The organism is Streptomyces sp. NPDC001351, from assembly GCF_042896045.1.
Lineage (GTDB): Bacteria > Actinomycetota > Actinomycetes > Streptomycetales > Streptomycetaceae > Streptomyces.
Genome location: NZ_JBIAWS010000007.1, coordinates 537035 through 555248, shown reverse-complemented (window position 1 = coordinate 555248; position 18214 = coordinate 537035). Strand labels below are relative to the sequence as shown.

Sequence of the window (18214 nt, the reverse complement as noted above, 5' to 3'; positions counted from 1 at the left end):
CCTGGAACGGCACCCCGCGGCTACGCCACGAACGTCCGCGGCGACTCCCCGCTCCCCGACGCCCCGCTCTCCACCAGCCGAGCCGCCGCGGCCAGTCGCATCGCCGCCTCGTCGGCCAGCGCACCGCCCACGGTGAACGGCAGCCGCACATACCCCTCGAAGGCACCGTCGACCCCGAAGCGCGGCCCGGACGGCACCCGCACCCCGACCCGCTCCCCCACCTCGGCGAGCCGGGAGCCCGACAGCCCGCCGGTCCGCACCCACAGCGTCAGTCCGCCCCTCGGGACCTCGAACTCCCAGTCGGGCAGCTCCCGCCGCACCGCGGTGACCAACGCGTCCCTGTTCTCCCGGGCCTGGCCGCGCCGCACTTCCACGGCCTCCTCCCAACCCCCCGTGCTGAACAGCCAGTTCACCGCGAGCTGCTCCAGCACGGGGGTGCCCAGATCGGCGTACGCGCGCGCGGCGACCAGGCTGCGGATCACGTCCGGTGCCGCGCGCACCCAGCCGATGCGCATCCCCGCCCAGAAGGCCTTGCTGGCCGATCCGACGGTGATCACCGTGGACCCGGCCGGGTCGAAGCCGCACACCGGCCGCGGCATCTCGACACCTTCGTCCAGCCACAGCTCGCTCATCGTCTCGTCGGCGATCAGCACCGTCCCCGCGGACCTGGCCGCCTCCACGAGCTGACGCCGCTGGTCGTCGTCGGCGAGCGCGCCGGTCGGATTGTGGAAATCGGCGACGATGTACGCGATCCGGGGCGCGGCCTCGCGCAGCACCTGCCGCCAGCGGTCCATGTCCCACCCGGCCAGACCCTCGGCCATCGCCACGGGCACCAGCCGCGCCCCCGCCTCCCGCATCAGCTGCAGGATGTTGGCGTACGACGGGGACTCGACGGCGACGCGCTCGCCCCGGCCCGCGAAGAGGTGACAGATCGCGTCGATCGCCCCCATCGCTCCCGTCGTCACCATGATCTGCTCGGGCATCGTCGGGATCCCGCGCGCGGTGTACCGGTCGGCAATCATCGAGCGCAGCGCGGGCAGCCCGGCCGGGTAGTCGCCGTGCGTGTGGGCGTACGGCGGCAGTTCCTCCAGGGCGCCCTGGACGGCACGGGTCAGCCATGGCTCGGGCGCGGGGAGTGCCGCGGTGCCCAGGTCGATCATGGAGCCCAGGGCCTCGGGCGGCAGGGGCTCAAGGCCGCGCGCGGGGAGCGGGTTGCCGGCCGGTACGGCGGTCCAGCTGCCGGCCCCGCGCCGGGACTCCAGGAATCCCTCGGTGCGCAGCGCCTCGTAGGCCGCCGCGACCGTCGTACGGCTGACGGACAGGGCCAGGGCCAGCTCGCGCTCGGCGGGCAGCCGGGCGGCCACCGGAACGCGGCCCTCCAGAACCAGCAGCCGGATGCCGTCCGCCAGGGCACGGTAGGCGGGCGGGCGGCGGGTGCCGGGCCCGGCCGGGCGGTCCTGCTGGGAGTTGAGCAGCCGGGCGAGCTGCGCCGCCCCCATCGCCGAAGTCCACGTCGCCATGGAAATCAGTCCACCTTCCCGGAATTGGCCATGGATGAAGTTTCCACCCAAGCCACAGGGTGTCACGAACCAGGCCACTGCGACCACAGGGGGGCACCTCTTGTCCACGAAGAACCGTCTCGGGCGACGGTTGATCCAGCTGTACCTCGGACTCGCGCTGTACGGCGTGAGTTCCGCACTCCTCGTGGAGGCGGGCCTGGGCCTCGAACCCTGGGGGGTGCTGCACCAAGGCCTGGCCAGGCTCACCGGCCTGACCATCGGGGTCGTGTCGATCGTCGTGGGCGCGGCGGTGCTGCTGCTGTGGATCCCGCTGCGCCAGCGCCCGGGCCTCGGCACGGTCTCCAATGTCTTCGTGGTCGGCCTCGCCATGGACGGCACGCTCGCCCTCGTCCCGGACGTGCACTCCCTGGCCGTACGGATCCCGCTCCTGCTGGCCGGCATCCTGCTCAACGGTGTGGCCACCGGCCTCTACATCTCCGCCCGCTTCGGGCCGGGCCCGCGGGACGGGCTGATGACGGGCCTGCACCGGCGTACCGGCCGCTCGATCCGCCTGATGCGGACGGCGATCGAGGTGGCGGTCGTCGCCACTGGCTTCATCCTCGGTGGCACCGTCGGCATCGGCACGGTCCTCTACGCGGTCTCGATCGGCCCGCTCGCCCAGCTCTTCCTGCGGGTGTTCGACGTCCCGTCGGCATCCGGCGGCAGCACGGTCGTTGCCGAAGGGCAACCCCGCAGGGCCATACTTCGACGGTGACCACGCGGATACGCCACCCCTATCTCGACCATCCCGGCCCGATCGCCTTCGCCCACCGGGGCGGGGCCGCGGACGGCCTGGAGAACACCGTGCTGCAGTTCCGGCGGGCGGTGGAGGCGGGCTACCGCTACATCGAGACCGACGTCCACACCACGGCGGACGGCAAGCTCGTCGCCTTCCACGACTCGACCCTGGACCGCATGACGGACGGCGCCGGGCGCATAGCCGACCTCCCGTGGAAGGACGTGAGCCACGCGCGCGTGGCGGGCAAGGAGCCGGTGCCGCTCTTCGAGGAGCTGCTCGAGACCTTCCCCGAGGTGCGCTGGAACGTCGACCTGAAGGCGGAGTCCTCGCTCCACCCCTTCCTGGACCTGATCGAGCGCACGCACGCGTGGGACCGGATCTGCGTCGGCTCCTTCTCCGAGGCCCGCGTGGTGCGCGCCCAGCGGCTGGCCGGTCCGCGCCTGGCGACGTCGTACGGCACGCGGGGCGTCCTCAACCTGCGGCTGCGCTCCTGGGGCGTCCCGGCCGCACTGCGCGCCTCCGCGGTCGCCGCGCAGGTGCCCGAGGCGCAGTCCGGCATCCAGGTCGTCGACCACCGCTTCGTACGCGCCGCCCACGCGCGCGGGCTGCAGGTGCACGTGTGGACCATCAACGAGCCCGAGCGCATGCACCGGCTCCTGGACCTGGGAGTCGATGGCATCATGACCGATCACATCGACACGTTGCGCAAGGTCATGGAAGAACGCGGCGTCTGGGTCTGAGCGCCCCGGCGATCGCTCGCCCGTTCCTTCGCACGGCACTTCAGCGGGGAAGCGAGGGCACGGGTGAGCACCGACACCGTGCGGACGGACGTCATCGACCGGCGGCGCGAGCAGCGCGGCTGGTACTTCTACGACTGGGCCTGCTCCGTCTACTCGACGAGCGTGCTCACCGTGTTCCTGGGTCCCTATCTGACGGCGGTCGCCAAGTCGGCGGCGGACGCGGACGGTTTCGTGCATCCGCTGGGCATCCCGGTGCGCGCCGGGTCGTTCTTCGCCTACTGCGTCTCCGCGTCCGTGATCGTGTCGATCCTCGTGATGCCGCTGGTGGGCGCGGCCGCCGACCGCACGGGGCGGAAGAAGCCGCTGCTGGCCGCCTGCGCCTACGTGGGCGCGACGGCCACCACGGGCCTGTTCTTCCTGTCCGGGGACCGCTATCTGCTGGGCGGTCTCCTGCTGATCGTCGCCAACTCGTCCGTGGCCGTCTCGATGGTCGTCTACAACTCCTACCTGCCGCAGATCGCGCCGCCCGAGGACCGCGACCGGGTCTCCTCGCGCGGCTGGGCCTTCGGCTACGCGGCCGGCTCGTCGATGCTGATCGTGAATCTGGTGCTGTTCACCGGGCACGACTCCTTCGGCGTCTCCGAGTCGACGGCGGTCCGCATCTGCCTGGCCTCCGCGGGGCTGTGGTGGGGTGCCTTCACCCTCGTACCGCTGAAGCGGCTGCGCGACCGCCGTACGACGTCGTCGGCGCCCGCGGTGCACGGCTGGCGGCAGCTGGCGTCCACCGTCCGGGACATGCGCGGCAAACCGCTCACCCTGGGCTTCCTGCTCGCCTACCTCATCTACAACGACGGCATCCAGACGGTGATCTCCCAGGCATCGGTCTACGGCTCCCAGGAGCTGGGCCTGAGCCAGTCCACGCTGATCACGGCCGTGCTGATGGTCCAGGTGCTGGCGGTGGCGGGCGCGCTGGGGATGGGAAGGCTGGCCCGGACGTACGGAGCCAAGCGCACCATCCTCGGTTCGCTGGTGGCGTGGACGGTGACCTTGGCAGCGGGATACTTCCTGCCGGCCGGGGCGCCGGTGTGGTTCTTCGTGCTGGCGGCCGGGATCGGTCTCGTGCTGGGCGGCAGCCAGGCCCTGTCCCGCTCGCTGTTCTCGCATCTGGTCCCGCCCGGCAAGGAGGCCGAGTACTTCTCGGCGTACGAGATGAGCGACCGGGGCATGAGCTGGCTCGGACCCCTTCTGTTCGGGATCACCTACCAGCTGACGGGAAGTTATCGCGACGCGATCATCTCGCTCGTGGCCTTCTTCGTCATCGGATTTGCCCTGCTCGCAAGGGTTCCGGTACGGCAGGCGATCTTGGATGCGGGCAATCCGGTTCCGGAGAGGATTTAGCACTCGCGGCGAAAGGGCTGTAGTGTACGCGTTTGGCCTGCCAGGCGTACCGTTACTGCGCGTCAAAGATGCCGAAACGCTGGGTGACATCTGCTAGCAGATGTGACAAACCGGGCGCTGGTGGGTACAACAAGGGGCGGCTACGACGGCGACGCATGACCCGGAACGGGACACGGAACGGGAATCTTTACCGCCGACCGGACGTTGACCGGATGACGACGACAGCGACACCTGTCCTGTGGGCGACAAGCCCGGGAGGCACGATTCATGAGTGAGCGAGCTCTTCGCGGCACGCGCCTCGTGGTGACCAGCTACGAGACGGACCGCGGCATCGACCTGGCCCCGCGCCAGGCCGTGGAGTACGCATGCGAGAAGGGGCACCGGTTCGAGATGCCCTTCTCGGTCGAGGCGGAGATCCCGCCGGAGTGGGAGTGCAAGGTCTGCGGGGCCCAGGCACTCCTCGTTGACGGCGACGGCCCTGAGGAAAAGAAGGCCAAGCCCGCGCGTACGCATTGGGACATGCTGATGGAGCGGCGCACCCGCGAGGAACTCGAAGAGGTCCTCGAGGAGCGTCTGGCCGTTCTCCGTTCGGGCGCGATGAACATCGCGGTTCACCCGCGGGACAGCCGCAAGTCGGCCTAGTTCCTGCCGGGGTCGGGCGGACCTACTACGCACGCAAGCGACTGCGGGCGTCCACGCGAATGCGCGTGGACGCCCGCAGTCGTGTGTTCCGCCGCGTTCTCAGCGGGTCAGCGGCGGGCGCGGGGTCTGCGGGGTGTCGCCACCCGGCTCGTCCCTGATGACCTCGCCCTGGACGACCTTGCCGTCGGGGCGGTGGATGCGGACCTGCTGGAAGGCGTCACCGAAGCTGCCGGGACCGGCCTCGCGCAGCTTGCGGTCGAGGGCGCGCTCGGTGAAACGGCTCAGGGCCTTCTGCACCGGGGGGATCAGCAGCAGCAGACCCACGGCGTCCGAGATCAGGCCGGGGATCATCAGGAGCAGACCGCCGAGCATCAGCAGGCCGTTGCCGCCGCCGCTCTGCGGGGTGCCGCCGCGCTGCAGCGCCTCATTGAGGTTCTGGAAAGCACGCCGGCCCGCCTTCTTGATCACGGCAGCTCCGCACACGAAGCCCGCGAGCAGCAGCAGGAACACGGTGAACCCGCTCGAGGCGCCCGCGACCACGGTCAGCAGCCAGATCTCCAGCACCAGCCAGGCCGCGACGCCGAGCGGCAGAAAGGTCCGCAGCCGGGAGCGCCGGGGCCGAGCGGGATACGTGGGGGTCGGAGCACCTGTCGTCATACGTCCAGTGTGCCTGGGCCCGCCTCAGTGCGGCGTAAGCGAATGATCAACCGCGCCTGAGGGACCGTACGCGGGCCGTGCGCGGACGGACGGCGGTCAGGCCTTCTTGCCGCGGCCCGTGACCTTGGCGACCCGCTCGCCCACGCCCCATGCCGTGACCCGCCACAGGGCCTCGACGAGGATGTCGCGGCTCATCTTGGAGTCGCCCAGTTCACGCTCGACGAAGGTGATGGGCACCTCGACGACGTGGTAGCCGGCCTTGACCGCGCGGCGGGCCAGGTCGACCTGGAAGCAGTAGCCCTGGGAGGCGACCTCGTCGAGGCCGAGGCCCTCGAGGGTCTCGCGGCGGAAGGCGCGGTAGCCGCCGGTGATGTCGCGCAGCGGGAGGCCGAGCGCGAGACGGGAGTAGAGGCTGCCGCCGCGGGAGATGAACTCGCGGCTCTTGGGCCAGTTCACCACCCGGCCGCCGGGCACCCAGCGGGAGCCGAGGACCAGGTCGGCGGTCTTGAGCGCGGTGAGCAGCCGGGGCAGTTCCTCGGGCTGGTGGGAGCCGTCGGCGTCCATCTCGACCAGCACGCCGTAGCCGTTGTCCAGGCCCCAGCGGAAGCCCGCGAGGTAGGCGGCGCCGAGGCCCTCCTTGCCCTTGCGGTGCAGCACCTGGACGTGGTCGTCCTCAACGGCCAGTTCGTCGGCGAGCTTGCCGGTGCCGTCGGGGCTGTTGTCGTCGGCCACGAGGACGTGAGCCTCGGGGACCGCCTTCCGCACCCGGCCGACGATGGACTTGATGTTCTCCGCCTCGTTGTAGGTCGGAATGATCACCAAGGCCGTGCCGAGCGGGCCGAACTGCCTCCCTTGGGCCTTTGCCGTGAGGGTCCCGTCGCCGTCGTTCACTGCTGCCCCTTCGTGTCCGTACGCAGACGTCCACCATAGTGGCCACGGCCTGCGATGACGCGACAGGACGTTCGTATAGTGGTGTCGATTCCACAAGAGCGGGGTAAGAGCGCGTTTTCGGGCGCATGCGCGGATCTACGGATGGGGGCCCGGCGCCCTTCGGGCCGACCTGGGGCCCGCTGGCTGCGGGTCGACCGAAAGCCGTTGTCTACTGAGCCCGGGCCCCACCCGGGTCGCACCTCCCCGACCGGCCGGAACTCTCCTCCCGTCGCGGCGCGGGCGCTGAGCCTGGCTCCCAGTGGCGGTGCCCCGGTGCGGCACACCGTCCCTGACCCAGCGGCGCTGCGACGAGTGCGCGGAAGTTCCCCGGTCGGGCGTCCGGTGGTGGACTCGGCCGAACCTACCGGCCCCCTGCCATCGGCTGTCAACAGCCGTTTGACCTGCGCATTTTGCATCAATGCCCTGGTCAGGGCGGAGGATACGCAGGTCGTGCGACGCCGCCGGGGGCGTCGATCGGCGCCGCGCCACCCCGGGAGATCACTCGCCCGGCCGTACGAACACCGTCCGCCCGCCGACCACGGTGCGCAGACAGACCGGCAGGTCGCGGCCGGGGCTCAGGTCGGGCAGGCCGGGGGTGCCGGAGCGGGGGTCGGTGGACCAGCGGGCGACCCGGTCGTCGGGGGCCTGGACCACCAGCTCGTCGGTGCGCCACACCGCGTAGTCGGCGGGTGCGCCGGGCACCAGGACGCCCGCGTCGTCCCGCCCGATCGCCCGCCAGCCACCGCGTGTGTGGGCCGTGAACGCGGCCCGGACGGAGACGCGGTGCTCCGGTGTGCGGTGGAAGGCGGCGGCGCGCACGGTGCCCCACGGGTCGAGCGGGGTGACGGGACTGTCGGAGCCGAACGCGAGCGGGACGCCGGCCCTGAGCAGGGCCGCGAACGGGTTCAGGGTGCGGGCCCGGTCGGCGCCCAGGCGCTGCGCGTACATGCCGTCCTCGCCGCCCCACAGCGCGTCGAAGGCGGGCTGCACGGAGGCGGTCAGGCCCAGTTCGGCGAAGGCCGCGATCGTCTCGGGGGTGAGCATCTCGGCGTGCTCGACGCGGTGGCGGGCGGCGCGGACGCGGGCCAGGCCGACCTTCTCGGCGGCGGCGCGCACCCCGTCCACGACCGTGGTCACGGCCGCGTCGCCGATCGCGTGGAAGCCCGCCTGCAGGCCCGCCTCGGTGCAGGCCACGACGTGGGCGGCGATCGCGGCGGCATCCAGGTAGGCGGTGCCCGTGTGGTCGGCGTCGGTGTACGGCGTGTGCAGACAGGCGGTGTGCGAGCCGAGGGAGCCGTCCGCGAAGAGGTCACCCGCCGCGCCCACCGCGCCCAGTTCGCGCGCCTTCTCCACCCCTTCTTCGGCCTGTTCCGCCCAGTAGCCGATCACTCGCGGTCCCGGCTCTACGGCCGCGAGCCGGAGCAGTCCGGTGAAGTCGTCCTCGGAGGAGATCTCCGGTCCCGCGCACTCGTGGACCGAGCCGATACCGAGGGAGGCGGCGTGTGCGAGCGCGGTGCGCTGGGCGTCGGCGCGCTGGGCCGGCGTCACGGCTGCGAACGCGGCGGCGCGTACGGCGTGGTGGGCGTCGGCGGTCACCGGGCCGTCCGCTGCGCCGACACCGGGGGCCAGGTCGAGCAGGGCCGTGGTGACGACCGCCGAGTGGACGTCGATCCGGGAGAGATAGAGGGGACGGCCTCCGGTCGCCTCGTCCAGTTCCGAGCGCGTCGGGGGGCGGCCGCCGGGCCAGCGGGCGGCGTCCCAGCCGTGCCCGAGCAGCACCTTGTCCTGCGGGCGGGACACGGCGAAGTCCCGTACCAGGGCGAGGGCCGCCTCCAGGGAGGGCGCGTCGGACAGGTCGAGGCCGGTGAGCGCGAGGCCGGTGGAGGTGGTGTGCACATGGGCGTCGGTGAAGGCCGGGGTGACGAGGGCGCCGTCCAGGTCGACCACCTCGTCGACACCGTCCGCGAAGGCGTCCGCGGCGCCCTCCGAACCGACCCAGGCGACCTGGCCGCGCTCCACGACCATCGCGGTCGCGAAGGGGTCGGCGGGGCTGTGGACCTCTCCACGGCGGAGCAGGACGGTCTTCGGCTCGGGGCTGCGCTCAGTCATGGGGAACAGTCTCGCGCGTCACCGGTGCCGCCAGGTACGCAGGTCGGCCTCGTCCCGGCCGTCCTGCCCCCGGGCCGGTCAGATCCGCGGCGGCCGGGCCTCGTACGGCGTGGAGAGGACCACCGTCGTACGCGTCGAGACACCCGCCAGCGTGCGCAGCCGCGCCAGCAGCTCCTCCAGCTCGTGCGGTGTGGCCACCCGCACCTTGAGGATGTAGTTCTCGTCGCCCGCGACGCTGTGGCAGGCCTCGATCTCGGGGACCCCGGCGAGGCGGTCCGAGATGTCGTCGGGGGCGCTGGGGTCGAAGGGTTTGACCGAGATGAACGCGGTCATGGGCAGCCCGACGGCCTCGGGGTCGACCACCGCGGCATAGCCGCGGATGACGCCACGCTGTTCAAGCCGCCGCACCCGCTGGTGCACGGCCGACGTGGACAGGCCCGTGGCCTTGCCCAGGTCTGTGTAGCTCATCCGCCCGTCCTTGACGAGCAGCTGCACGATTTGACGGTCCAGCTCCTCCATGACGCAAGAACCTACAGTGCGCTTGATCTCCTCCGATACCTGAGCAGTCCAGGTCATACCCGCTTTGTGATGTGCCCGAGAGCTCTCTGTGAGCCGTCCGGGGGACAAAACGTCCGCCCCGGGCACCTGCGGGCGGCATGTGACGAAGGACACAGCCGCCGAGACGTCTCCGTGATGCTCTCGTGATTACCGCCGAGACGGGGCGGGAAGTGCTTGCTGTGGTCGAGGCCGCAGTGCCCGAACGGCCCAGCCCGAGGGGGAGAACCCATGCAGAGTCTTAAGCGCCCTGGTCGTACCGCACCCAAGCGGCTCCAGGCCGTCGTCGAGCCCGAGCCGGAGGGCGTCGAACCCGACGCCTTCGAGGACGAACTCGACGCGTACGACACCTTCGAGATGTACCGGGTGATCTGCCCGGACTGCGCGCAGCCCATCGCCCTGCTGGCGGACGAGCAGGTCCTGCCGGAGCACGCGCTGTGCGCCTCGCCGTGGAACCCGTTCGGCCTCACGGTCTGCGCCGGCACCGGCCGCCGGGCGGCCGAGGCCCGTTCCGCGGACGAGTCGGCCGAGGCCCAGGAGCAGGACACCGCCCTGCTGTTGACGCTCCCTCAGGGGCTCGACTGGCGGACGCAGCCGTTCTCGCACGTCGGCGGCCCGGGCTCGCGCCCGATGCGGGTGCCGGCGATGCGCCGTCAGGCTGCCTGAACCGCCTCGCTCACTTCCAGTAGCTGCCCTGCACCATGGCCCGCAGGCTGCCGTGGTGCAGGATCAGTGTGTCCGGATCCGCCGGAACGGCTGCCTCACCGAAGTGCACCTGCCGGTACGCGACACGCAGCATGACGATCGCGTGCCGCAGCGCTGCGTACAGGGTGTGGAAGTCCATGTCGCGCGGTGTGTGGCCGGTGAGTTCGGCGTAACGGGCCTCGATCCGGTCGCGGCGCAGGAAGTCCGGCAGACCCGGCTGGCCGAAGGCGACCGTGAGGTCCTGGAAGAAGCGGTGCAGATAGACGGTCCAGCCGAGGTCGACCTCGCGCGGGGCCAGGGCGGCCATCTCCCAGTCGAGGACGGCGGCGGGCTCGAAGCCGTCGTAGACGACGTTCCCGATGCGTGCGTCGCCCCAGTTGAGCACCGGTGTGCCCGGATCGCTCGGCCAGAGCTCGGCCAGCCGGTCGAACGCGGCCTCGATGAGCGGTGAGCGGGCGCGTCCGTCGACGACCCAGTCGTAGTAGGCGCGTTGGGCGGTGACATGGCGGCGCAGGGCGTCGCCCTCGCCCGGGAACGCGAGGAACTCGGCGGTCTCCGGCGGCACTTGGTCGTGCAGTCGGGCCAGCAGCCCGATGGAGGCGGCCTCCAGGTGCTCGCGCTCGGCGTCGCTCGCCGCGTGCAGCCAGTTGCCCTCGTAGGTGTAGGGCATGACGTCGGGCGGCACACGGCCCTCGACGCGCTCCATCACGAAGAACGGCGCCCCGAGCGGCCCGGGATCCTCCTCCAGCCACAGCACCTTCGGCACGGGCAGGTCCGAGTGCTCCGCCACGACGCGCATCGTGCGGTACTGGCGCCGCATGTCGTACACCGGGAAGACGGTGTACGCCGCCGGGTCCGCGGCGAGCCTCAACGCGCAGCGGCGCACGGGCGGTTCGGGGTGTTCGATGTCGAAGAGCAGGGTCTCGCTGGACATGCCGTTGGACTCGGGGACGGTGACGCCGGCCGCCTTGGCGCCGGGCAGCCGGGTCGACAGCCAGGCGGTCAGGCGGCGGGCGAGCTCCTCCGGGTCTCGGGTGGTGGTGCGGGGGCGGGGTGCAGTGGGTGCCATGTCACATACCGCCTACGGTGCGACCGAAGTGAAGTCCGTGAACCCGCTCGGATCGTGCCGCCCGAACGAACCGTGCTCGAAGATGCCGTGGCCCGTCCGCCCGTCCAGCCGGAAGCGGGCGGCATGGTCGGTGACCCCGTAGGCGGCCAGGGCGTGCGGCTGCGTCAGGTCGTAGGTACGGCGGTCCGTCCAGCCGCGGCCGCGCCAGGTGCCGTGCTGCCAGTCGTCGGCGGGCGGGTAGCCGGCGCCGATCGCGAGCGGTGAGGAGGTGAGGATCTCGACCTCAAGTTCCTGGGGTTTGCGCAGGTCGCCGAGGTGGATGAGGGCGCGGTCCGGGTGGCGGGTGCCGGAGCGGTAGGTGATCTCGGGCTGCGGCCAGCCGAGTTGCCGGTCACGGTGGCCGGGCCGGATCAGGGTGGCGTCGTTCAGGGAGCGGTGGCCGTCGGCGTCCTCCTGGACGATGACCATGAGGAAGCGGTCCTCGAAGCGCACCGGGCACCACAGCCAGTGGAAGCCCTCGGTGGGGTGCTCCTCCGCGAGGCGGCCGCCCTCCTCCCCCGGTATGGGCCGCACCCCCCAGCTGCGGTCGCGGGTGCCGGTCCACCCTCCGGCGGTGACCCGGAACTCCTCACCCGCGGCACGGATCACGCCCTCCACGCCGCCCGCCTGGACGAAGCGGCGCCCTTCGAGGGTGAGCCGGTCACCGCGGCGCTGGAGGTGGTGGGGTTCCCACAGGGCGGGGAAGCCGGCGGTCCAGGTGAGGTCGTACGACAACAGGTCGTCGTCACCCACCAGTCGCAGCCGCCGCAGCGGCTCCTCGACCTCGATCCTGAGCGGACCGACGGCGAGCCGCATGCGGTCCTCGCCGAGGGCGTCCGAGGCGCGCACGGCGTGCAGGGCGTCCCCGGTCCGCAGGGTCGCGTACGCGTCCATCACGCCGAGGTTCGGGTAGACGCCGAGGCCCACGATGAGCAGCGCGCGCCCCTCGTGGTCGAGGACGTGGAAGATGCAGCGGTCGTAGGCGTTCCGGTCCCCGGTCGCCACGTGCTTCATGGACAGCGGGACCTGGTGCACGGGGTACTCGTCGAGTGGTACGGGGCGGTCGTCGGCCACGCCAAACCTCCCTGAAGACGGCTGGGCTGACGGTACGTCAGACAGCTGGCGGAGGCCAGAGAGGGAGCCGGACGTCCGGGAACTCACGCTCGATTCCGCGGATGGGTGACCTGTCCGCCTACCTCCGCGTTGCCCTGGTATGACCCCCACCTATTCCGTGATCGGGCGTCAGCGCCGCGTGTTCGTTCCGCCGCCCGCAGGAACGGCCCTGCCGGTGCCGCCGCATCTGCAGGACCCGCCGATCTACCGCGATCTGATGCGCGTCTGGGCCGACCGGGGCCGCACCCTGCCGGGCCGCCACGACCCGGAGTGGATCAGACTGGCGGCCCCGCAGGTCACCCGAGGGCAGTTCAGCGCGTTTCAGGACCCGCAAGGTGACGGGCGATGACCATCCGCTGGATCTGGTTGGTGCCCTCGACGATCTGCAGCACCTTGGCCTCGCGCATATAGCGCTCCACCGGGAAGTCCGCCGTGTAGCCGTACCCGCCGAGGACCTGGACGGCGTCCGTGGTCACCTTCATCGCGGTGTCGGTGCAGTGCAGCTTGGCCATGGCCGCCTGCTTGGCGAACGGCCGCCCGGCGTCGCGCAGCCGCGCCGCCGCCAGATACAGGGCCCGGCCCGCCTCGATCTGGGTCGCCATGTCGGCGAGCATGAAGCGCAGTCCCTGGAAGTCGGCGATGGGCCGCCCGAACTGCTGCCGCCCGGTGGCGTACGCGACCGCCTCGTCCAGCGCCGCCTGGGCGAGGCCGATCGCGCAGGCGGCGATGCCGAGCCGGCCGGAGTCGAGCGAGGCCAGGGCGATCGCGAAGCCCTGGCCCTCCTCGCCGACGCGCCGCTCGTCCGGGACGCGGACCCCGTCGAGGTGCACCTGCGCGGTGGGTGAGCCCTTCATCCCCATCTTCTTCTCGGGCACCGCGCCGCTCAGGCCCTCGGCGTCGCCCGGGACCAGGAAGGCGGTGATGCCGCGCGGCCCCTCCTCCCCCGTGCGGGCCATGACCGTGTAGAAGTCGGCGATACCGCCGTGCGTGATCCAGGCCTTCGTGCCGGTGATCACCCAGTCCTCGCCGTCGCGCACCGCCCTCGTACGAAGAGAGGCGGCATCGGAGCCGGACGACGGCTCGGACAGGCAGTAGGCGCCGAGCAGGCCGCCGCCCAGCATCGCGGGCAGGTGCTCGACCTGCTGTTCCTTGGTGCCGTAGGCGGCTAGCGCGTAGGAGGCGAGCGTGTGCACGCTGACGCCGAGGCCGACGGTGAGGCGGGCCGCGGCGAGTTCTTCGAGGACCTGGAGGTAGACCTCGTAGGGCTGGTCGCCGCCGCCGTACTCGGAGTCGTACGGCAGGCCGAGCAGTCCCGCCTGGGACAGCAGCGTGAAGACCTCGCGCGGGAAGCGTCCGGCGTCCTCTTCCTCGGCCGCCTTCGGGGCGATCTCGCGCTGGGCGATGTCGCGGACGAGCGAGATCAGATCCCGGGCCTCGTCCGTGGGCAGTTGACGGTCCACCGGCTGCGGGGCGCGGTCGGGCATGGCGACGCTCTCCTCCCTGTTCGGGCACATCGGCCGACGTGCGCCTTGGGTGGGGGCGGCTCCGCCGGGTCTTCCTGGGGCCGGCCGATGCTCCGCTCTCCCGGGTCTCGGAAGCTGCTGACCAGCGGCTGTGCGCTGTGAGTATGCCCGATCGCAGGCATCCCGTCACCAGTTAACGACCGCTTACTTCAAGAATATCCCGGGCACCGACCGCACGCGATGTCCAGCGCAACGTGACGGGATGCGCCTGGGCCTCGGCGAGACGGAGGTGGCGTACAGGAACCAGGGGGGTCCGGGCGTGCGGGAGCCTTCGCTCCTCGGTCAGGTGTCGCGGCGGGCCGGGGCCGGAGTGGGGTAGGCCGGGTCCAGTTCCTCGATGGCGCGCAGGGCGCCGCCGAGCTGCTTGACCAGGAGTTCGCGCATCTGTTCGCGGGACAGCCGGGGGCGGTCGATCCAGTCGAGGGTGGCGCCCTCCACGCCGCACACCCAGGCGAACAGGCCCATGCGGGCCAGCGGGGCGATGTCCGTGCGGCCGTACGCCCCCTCGGCGACGGTCGCCACTATCGCCTCCCGCACACCGTCCCGGATGGCGTGCACCTCGGCATCGAAGCCGACGCCGCCGCTGACGATCGCACGGAAGGCGGCCTGGTTGTGCTCGGCGTAGCGCAGATAGCCCTCCATCGTGCGATGGACCCGGTCCAGCTGCTCCAGTTCGATCTCGCTCGCCGCGAAGGTGACCAGGTCGGCGACCGAATCGTTGATGATCGCCAGGTAGTAGCCGCGCTTGGACTGGAAGTAGTAGTAGATCAGCCCCTTGGCGACACGCGCCTGCCGTGCGATGTCGTCCATCGAGAGCGCGTCGTACGACGTGTCGGCGAACAGCTTCCGCCCGATGGCGATGAGTTCGGCTCGGCGCGCCAGCGAGCGCTCGGTGCCGCGCGCCCGGGGCCGGGTGGCGTCGCTCTGTTGGCTGATCTTCAATTTCGACCCTGGTCTCGGGCAGGCTGCGGGACATCCGCAGTATGTCAGAACAACCACGTCCACTCGTTCGAGTCCACTCGACGTGTGGCCGCCGGGAAGAACGGGGCTCTGCCGGCGTCAGTTCACAGCAGGCCGAGCTGGGTGACGAGCATCGCGACGACCATGACGAGGGTCCAGCCCATGACGTGCTCGAGGATCTTCGGGCCGTCCTGCTCGGGGCCGCCGGTGCGGGCGGCGGCGGCCGGGTGTGCGGTCATGGCGTCTCGCTGAGGTCGGGCGGGCGGTGAACTCCCCCAGGGGTTCTCCTCCAGGGGCTCTGTCCACCTTGCCATCGGGAGGGACTTTCGCGGCGGAGACGTCGGTCACAGGCGGAAGGTCCCCTTCCCCGGGCCTTCCGCCTGGCGTTCAGCGCACGCCGACCCTCGCGAGCGCCTTGCGCTGGCGGGGTGTGGGCCGGGCCGGGAAGTACAGGTAGCAGACGCCGCCGGTGCCGGAGACGACCTTGCCGGAGGCGTTGTACCGCTTGGTCCTGAGCCAGATGTTCTCCCACTCGCGCCGCTTGTAGACCCGCCGCACGGCGCCGTCGCTCGGCGAGAACGGGTCGTTGGCGATCACATCGCCGTCGGCGGTGAAGCCGATGACGGTCATCAGGTGCCCCGCGGTGCCGTAACCCGCCCCCGTCAGCTCCTCCTTGAGGAACGACTGGGACGTTATGGCCGGGATGCCGGCCGCGATCAGTGTCTCCAGGTCGGTGAGCGAGCCGAGCCGGGTGACCACGCCCTGCAGGTCCTTGTACGTAGCCGCGTAGGCGGCGTTGAAGGGCCAGTTGCCGCAGCCCTCGTACTGGTAGTCGTAGGTGAAGCGGGCCGCGTGGTCGACCTGGGGGTCGGCATAGCTCGGGTCCACCCAGGCCAGTTGCTCGGGGGTGAGCCGGCCGCCCCAGTACTCGATGATCATCTGTGAGGAGGTGGGGCTGCACCAGGCCTCGCCACCGTTGTCGTACTCGGGGTACTGGCCCTTGTGGATCTCCTGCGAGTAGCGCGGGACGATCAGTTCCCGGGCGAGGCCGGGCGTGGAGGCCGGGACGGTGAAGCGGTCGGGGACGTCCGAGCCCATCGCGCCGAGCCGCCACACGGTCGGGGTGAGCTTGGTGCCCGGCTTGCGGTGGAGGGTGAGACGGAGGCGGTACGAGACCAGGCGCAGGCCGGTCGTGGCGTCGTCGATCGCGAAGGTGTCCGTCCAGACGGCGCTCTTGCCGTCCTTCTGGTCGTCCACCGAGGTCCGCTTGATGTCCTGGTCGCCGGCCGCCCAGCGGCCCATCACGTACCAGGGGGTCTGTGTGCCGTCGGAGTACGTTCCGTGCAGTTCGACCTGGAGCCAGGTGCCCGCCGGGGTGTGCGCGTTCCAGGAGGCGATCACCTCGGTGGCGGGGACGCGGAGCCGGTGGACGGGGGACGTCCAGGTCGCGTACTCCCAGGTGGCGGTCGTGCCGGTGTGCGGGTCGGTGTAGTCGGTGGTGCCGGCCGGGGCGGCGATCACCACGCCGGGGCGGGCGCCCGCGACGGCACGGGTGCCCCGCGCGGCGCCGGCACGCCAGTCCTGGTACGAGGTCCAGGAGTGGTAGTCGACCGTGGGGGTCCCCGCGGAGTCGCGAAGGGTCGGGACCACGGCGGACTCCTCGGCGTCGGCCACGTCCGCGGTGACGGCGGGGCCCACCACCACGGCGGCCACCGCGGCGGCGAGGACTGTTCTGCGGGACGGCTGTTCGGCTCTGCTCATGGGTGGAACGACCCCCAGGTGTCCGAGTCGGGCAGGTCCAAATGCGTGGTTGCGCTGCATCGTTGTGCGCCAACTATGGCTGCGGGCGGGGCCTCCTGCCAGCACTTCGGGCCATGCCACGCCCACCAATATTGGCCTGGACCACTGGCGTGACCTGCTGGGCCGTCCGGCCCGGCGCACGCGGACGCGCGCCGGGTCCGGAACTCAGATCAGGTCCATCGCCGCCACCTCGTCGGGGCGGCCGTAGCTGACCGGCCCCTGGAAGCGGCGGCGGGCGGTGGCGAACCACCAGACGGTGGCGACGACCAGCACGACGACGAGGGCGATCGGCGCGTAGTTGAAGGAGTCGACGGTGATCGGCGAGGCCTGCGGGAGCATGAACAGGATGCTGCTGAGCAGGACCCAGGCCACCGCGATCACACCGACGGGCGTGCTCCAGCGGCCCAGGTGCCACGGCCCCCGCTGGAACTCGTCGCCGAGGCTCAGGCGGAGCAGGATCGGCACGGCATAGGCGAGGAAGAGCCCGACGACGTTGACACTGACGATGGCGGTGAACGCCGTGTGCGACCACCAGCCGGGCAGGACCAGGGCCAGCGAGCAGGCGACCGCGAGCCAGACGGCCTTGACGGGGGTGCGGGTGCGCGGCGAGACCGAGTGCCACAGCCGCGAGCCGGGCATGGCGCCGTCGCGCGAGAAGGCGAAGATCTGCCGGGTGTTGCTGGTGAGATTGGCGAGACCGCAGAAGAGCATCGCGCCGATCACGATCAGCAGGAGCACCTTGGCGGTGGTCAGGCCGAGACCGTCGATGAGAATCTGGACGGGCGGAGCGGATGCGCCCGCCACATGGTCGTAGTCGTGAATGCTGTAGACCAGTGCAAGCATCAGGATCAGACCGGTGATCGCCGAGTAGCCGATCGCACGTGTGATCCCCTTCGGGGCGTTGACCGTGGCCCGCACCGTTTCCTCGGACATGTGGAAGCTGCCGTCGAAGCCGGTGAAGGTCCAGCTGGTGACGAGCAGGCCGAGCATCCCGCCGTAAAGCCCGTTCGTGAAACCGGTGTTGTTCGCGAAATGCGCGACGAACGAGGCCGACTGGTGCCGGTCGGGTCCGACGATCAGTGCGCCCACGATCACCACGAGACCGATCAGCAGCCACCACACGGAGATCCGGTTGAGCAGCGCGACCAGCTGGACGGTGTAGGTGTTGGCCAGTCCCTGCAGCACGATGAGCAGTGCCGTGATCAGCACCGTCTGGTGGGTGGTCGGCACATAGGAGGGCCACTGCAGGGCGATGAAGGCCTGGATGAAGGTGGCGGCGGCGTAGCCGGTGGCGGCGGTGCCGCCGATCTGTCCCACGAAGTTCAGCCAGCCGGTGTACCAGGACCAGGCTCCCTTGTGCCGTCTGGCGAGTTTACCGGCGGAGAAATACAGGGCGCCGCTCGTCGGATAGGCGGAGGCGACTTCCGCCATGGCGAGACCGACGAAGAGGACCATGACGGAGACGCCGATCCAGCCGAAGACGAGAATGCGGGGCCCTCCGGCATTCAGCCCGAATCCGAAGCTGGAGAAGATTCCCGAAATGATGTTGATGATGGTGAATGAGATGGCGAAATTGTCGAACGCCTGAAAGCGACGGGTGAGTTTTCTCGGGTACCCCATCTCATGAAGTACGGCGTCGTCGTCCGATATCCGTTCCGGCACAGTTCGGCCTTTCT

General features: G+C 71.0%; 18 protein-coding genes. 6 read left to right on the top strand and 12 right to left on the bottom strand.

The genetic code is table 11. From position 1 onward, the window contains the following. Positions 1-20: 20 nt before the first annotated feature. A complete protein-coding gene (locus ACFY1U_RS27860; protein WP_390696830.1) occupies positions 21-1520 on the bottom strand; it encodes a PLP-dependent aminotransferase family protein in 1500 nt (499 codons plus the stop codon). A 100-nt stretch (positions 1521-1620) separates the two neighbouring features. Between ACFY1U_RS27860 and ACFY1U_RS27855 the strand changes: the two genes are divergently transcribed. From ACFY1U_RS27855 to ACFY1U_RS27840, 4 genes are all read left to right on the top strand, one after another. After that, complete coding sequence (locus tag ACFY1U_RS27855) at positions 1621-2274, top strand: YitT family protein (protein WP_390696829.1); 654 nt, start codon at positions 1621-1623, stop codon at positions 2272-2274. Next, on the top strand, positions 2271-3038 hold the full coding sequence (locus ACFY1U_RS27850; protein WP_390696828.1) for a glycerophosphodiester phosphodiesterase: 768 nt from the start codon (positions 2271-2273) through the stop codon (positions 3036-3038). The genes ACFY1U_RS27855 and ACFY1U_RS27850 overlap by 4 nt, the downstream gene beginning before the upstream one ends. Positions 3039-3101: 63 nt before the next feature. Then, positions 3102-4436 (top strand): MFS transporter, encoded by a 1335-nt coding sequence (locus ACFY1U_RS27845; protein ID WP_390696827.1) that lies wholly within the window; start codon positions 3102-3104, stop codon positions 4434-4436. Positions 4437-4703: 267 nt separating this feature from the next. Beyond that, the gene (locus ACFY1U_RS27840) at positions 4704-5078 is read left to right on the top strand and encodes an RNA polymerase-binding protein RbpA (RefSeq protein WP_003977404.1); all 375 of its coding nucleotides are present in this window, start codon (positions 4704-4706) and stop codon (positions 5076-5078) included. 99 nt (positions 5079-5177) lie between these two features. On the opposite strand, the gene fxsA is transcribed toward ACFY1U_RS27840, so the two are convergent. The 4 genes from fxsA to ACFY1U_RS27820 all read right to left on the bottom strand — a co-directional run bounded on the left by fxsA (position 5178) and on the right by ACFY1U_RS27820 (position 9293). Then, entirely contained in the window at positions 5178-5735 is a 558-nt protein-coding gene (gene fxsA / locus ACFY1U_RS27835; RefSeq protein ID WP_390696826.1) for an FxsA family membrane protein, read from the bottom strand. Between the two features lie 96 nt (positions 5736-5831). After that, positions 5832-6626, bottom strand: a complete 795-nt coding sequence (locus ACFY1U_RS27830; RefSeq protein ID WP_390696825.1) for a polyprenol monophosphomannose synthase — start codon at positions 6624-6626, stop codon at positions 5832-5834. A gap of 537 nt (positions 6627-7163) precedes the next feature. After that, complete coding sequence (locus ACFY1U_RS27825) at positions 7164-8774, bottom strand: amidohydrolase (protein ID WP_390696824.1); 1611 nt, start codon at positions 8772-8774, stop codon at positions 7164-7166. A 78-nt stretch (positions 8775-8852) separates the two neighbouring features. After that, positions 8853-9293 carry an Lrp/AsnC family transcriptional regulator gene (locus ACFY1U_RS27820; RefSeq protein ID WP_030946711.1) on the bottom strand — a complete coding sequence of 147 codons (441 nt, stop codon included), beginning with the start codon at positions 9291-9293 and terminating at the stop codon, positions 8853-8855. Positions 9294-9560: 267 nt separating this feature from the next. On the opposite strand from ACFY1U_RS27820, the gene ACFY1U_RS27815 reads away from it, so the two are divergent. Continuing rightward, positions 9561-9995 (top strand): hypothetical protein, encoded by a 435-nt coding sequence (locus ACFY1U_RS27815; protein WP_390696823.1) that lies wholly within the window; start codon positions 9561-9563, stop codon positions 9993-9995. 10 nt (positions 9996-10005) lie between these two features. On the opposite strand, the gene ACFY1U_RS27810 is transcribed toward ACFY1U_RS27815, so the two are convergent. Beyond that, positions 10006-11103, bottom strand: a complete 1098-nt coding sequence (locus ACFY1U_RS27810) for a phosphotransferase family protein (protein ID WP_390696822.1) — start codon at positions 11101-11103, stop codon at positions 10006-10008. Between the two features lie 12 nt (positions 11104-11115). After that, complete coding sequence (locus ACFY1U_RS27805) at positions 11116-12216, bottom strand: hypothetical protein (protein ID WP_390696821.1); 1101 nt, start codon at positions 12214-12216, stop codon at positions 11116-11118. A 139-nt stretch (positions 12217-12355) separates the two neighbouring features. Between ACFY1U_RS27805 and ACFY1U_RS27800 the strand changes: the two genes are divergently transcribed. After that, a complete protein-coding gene (locus tag ACFY1U_RS27800) occupies positions 12356-12604 on the top strand; it encodes a hypothetical protein (protein ID WP_390696820.1) in 249 nt (82 codons plus the stop codon). Here ACFY1U_RS27800 and ACFY1U_RS27795 read toward each other — a convergent pair. The 5 genes from ACFY1U_RS27795 to ACFY1U_RS27775 form a co-directional block, all read right to left on the bottom strand. Next, positions 12567-13739 (bottom strand): acyl-CoA dehydrogenase, encoded by a 1173-nt coding sequence (locus ACFY1U_RS27795; RefSeq protein WP_390696819.1) that lies wholly within the window; start codon positions 13737-13739, stop codon positions 12567-12569. The genes ACFY1U_RS27800 and ACFY1U_RS27795 overlap by 38 nt on opposite strands. A 321-nt stretch (positions 13740-14060) precedes the next feature. Further along, entirely contained in the window at positions 14061-14720 is a 660-nt protein-coding gene (locus ACFY1U_RS27790; RefSeq protein WP_390696818.1) for a TetR/AcrR family transcriptional regulator, read from the bottom strand. 122 nt (positions 14721-14842) lie between these two features. Next, the gene (locus ACFY1U_RS27785; RefSeq protein WP_365835488.1) at positions 14843-14977 is read right to left on the bottom strand and encodes an SCO1431 family membrane protein; all 135 of its coding nucleotides are present in this window, start codon (positions 14975-14977) and stop codon (positions 14843-14845) included. A 148-nt stretch (positions 14978-15125) separates the two neighbouring features. After that, complete coding sequence (locus tag ACFY1U_RS27780; RefSeq protein WP_390696817.1) at positions 15126-16499, bottom strand: peptidase C39 family protein; 1374 nt, start codon at positions 16497-16499, stop codon at positions 15126-15128. A gap of 204 nt (positions 16500-16703) precedes the next feature. Beyond that, positions 16704-18158, bottom strand: a complete 1455-nt coding sequence (locus ACFY1U_RS27775; protein ID WP_390696816.1) for an amino acid permease — start codon at positions 18156-18158, stop codon at positions 16704-16706. Positions 18159-18214 lie beyond the last annotated feature (56 nt).

Coding starts and splice junctions, on each gene's coding strand:
- ACFY1U_RS27860 (WP_390696830.1), bottom strand. CDS start 1,520: ATGGCGACGTGGACTTCGGCGATGGGGGCGGCGCAGCTCGCCCGGCTG.
- ACFY1U_RS27840 (WP_003977404.1), top strand. CDS start 4,704: ATGAGTGAGCGAGCTCTTCGCGGCACGCGCCTCGTGGTGACCAGCTAC.
- fxsA (WP_390696826.1), bottom strand. CDS start 5,735: ATGACGACAGGTGCTCCGACCCCCACGTATCCCGCTCGGCCCCGGCGC.
- ACFY1U_RS27825 (WP_390696824.1), bottom strand. CDS start 8,774: ATGACTGAGCGCAGCCCCGAGCCGAAGACCGTCCTGCTCCGCCGTGGA.
- ACFY1U_RS27820 (WP_030946711.1), bottom strand. CDS start 9,293: ATGGAGGAGCTGGACCGTCAAATCGTGCAGCTGCTCGTCAAGGACGGG.
- ACFY1U_RS27815 (WP_390696823.1), top strand. CDS start 9,561: ATGCAGAGTCTTAAGCGCCCTGGTCGTACCGCACCCAAGCGGCTCCAG.
- ACFY1U_RS27810 (WP_390696822.1), bottom strand. CDS start 11,103: ATGGCACCCACTGCACCCCGCCCCCGCACCACCACCCGAGACCCGGAG.
- ACFY1U_RS27800 (WP_390696820.1), top strand. CDS start 12,356: ATGACCCCCACCTATTCCGTGATCGGGCGTCAGCGCCGCGTGTTCGTT.
- ACFY1U_RS27795 (WP_390696819.1), bottom strand. CDS start 13,739: ATGCCCGACCGCGCCCCGCAGCCGGTGGACCGTCAACTGCCCACGGAC.
- ACFY1U_RS27785 (WP_365835488.1), bottom strand. CDS start 14,977: ATGACCGCACACCCGGCCGCCGCCGCCCGCACCGGCGGCCCCGAGCAG.
- ACFY1U_RS27780 (WP_390696817.1), bottom strand. CDS start 16,499: ATGAGCAGAGCCGAACAGCCGTCCCGCAGAACAGTCCTCGCCGCCGCG.
- ACFY1U_RS27775 (WP_390696816.1), bottom strand. CDS start 18,158: ATGGGGTACCCGAGAAAACTCACCCGTCGCTTTCAGGCGTTCGACAAT.